This is a genomic window from Pseudomonas moraviensis subsp. stanleyae (assembly GCF_036283065.1).
In the GTDB taxonomy this organism is placed as follows: domain Bacteria; phylum Pseudomonadota; class Gammaproteobacteria; order Pseudomonadales; family Pseudomonadaceae; genus Aquipseudomonas; species Aquipseudomonas stanleyae.
This window is the reverse complement of the sequence record NZ_JAADJI010000031.1, coordinates 1-1,074: the sequence shown is the minus strand read 5'-3', so window position 1 is coordinate 1,074 and position 1,074 is coordinate 1. Positions and strand designations below refer to the sequence as shown.

2 pseudogenes are annotated in these 1,074 nt (G+C 58.7%); both read left to right on the top strand.

Annotation, left to right across the window (positions count from 1 at the left end):
- Positions 1-542: pseudogene (locus GXB78_RS27965) on the top strand (type VI secretion system tip protein VgrG); the annotation flags it as partial.
- Positions 539-1,074 (top strand): annotated as a pseudogene (locus GXB78_RS27960) (hypothetical protein); the annotation flags it as partial. The pseudogenes GXB78_RS27965 and GXB78_RS27960, both read left to right, overlap by 4 nt.

The window sequence follows — 1,074 nt, the reverse complement described above, 5'->3', positions numbered from 1 at the left end:
GTGAGAAGGTTGTGGTTGAGGGTGGCATGGAGCTCACGGCCAAGGCTGGCGGGAGTTTTGTGAAGATTGATGCGGGTGGTGTGACGATTAGTGGGGCTGAGGTGAAGGTGAATACCGGTGGTGCACCGGGGGTGGGGACTGGGATCGGGATTCTGGCGCCGTTTATTCCAGGGCTCGCGGCGGTGGACGCCGCCGGCAGACTGATGGATACGGCCAAAGCCAATCCGACGTGGCTTGAACTGAATTTGCATTACGACAACCTTGAGCCTGTCCCTGGTGCTTCTTACCGCGTTGAGTTTGCAGATGGTTCAACTCGCGAAGGTGTGCTGGACAATGACGGTTTTGCCCGCCTTGAGGACGTCCCGAAAGGCCCGGCCAAGGTTTATTACGGTGAGGACCCGCGGCCGTTCACCCGTGAAAGCGTAGCGGTCGTGCAGAACTCGGATGAAAAGGTTAACGAAGACCTGCGCAAACTCGGGCTCGACCCGAATCAGGTCGATTTACAGGCACTAGTGGAGAAAGCCGCAGGGAGGCTGACATGAGCGAGGCAGTAGCTGAAAGCGCAAACGACGGTGGCCAAGACCGTAGCGCCGCCTATCAAGAGGCTGCAGTTGAACTGGCGAAAGGTATCGCGCTGGGCGCAGTGCCGTTTCTGGGACAGGCCATCGACGCCTACGACACCATCGAATCCTCCATCGTCCTCTACAACGCAGAGTCGACCGATGGCAAGGAAGATGCGCAATTCGACCTGCTGATGGCCGTCATCGGCTGGATCCCCGGTCCCGGCGACGGTCTGAAAAAGAGCCTGCGAATCGTCAACAAAGACCCACAACGCTACGCCCCGGTGTTGTTCGACCTGCTGCGCTTCGTTCTGCAAGAGTGCGGCATCAAAACCAGCCCGGAAGAACTGCTCAAGCAGATATTCGACGCCGGCAAGCTGCGCGCCGAACTCGACGAAATCATCACCGGCGTAAAAGGCTCTTCGACTTTTCAAAGCCTGCCCAACTGGGCAAAGACCTCAGTCGTCACCGTCCTTGCCGCCTCCCGCGACAACATGCCGGCCATGGTCGGAAT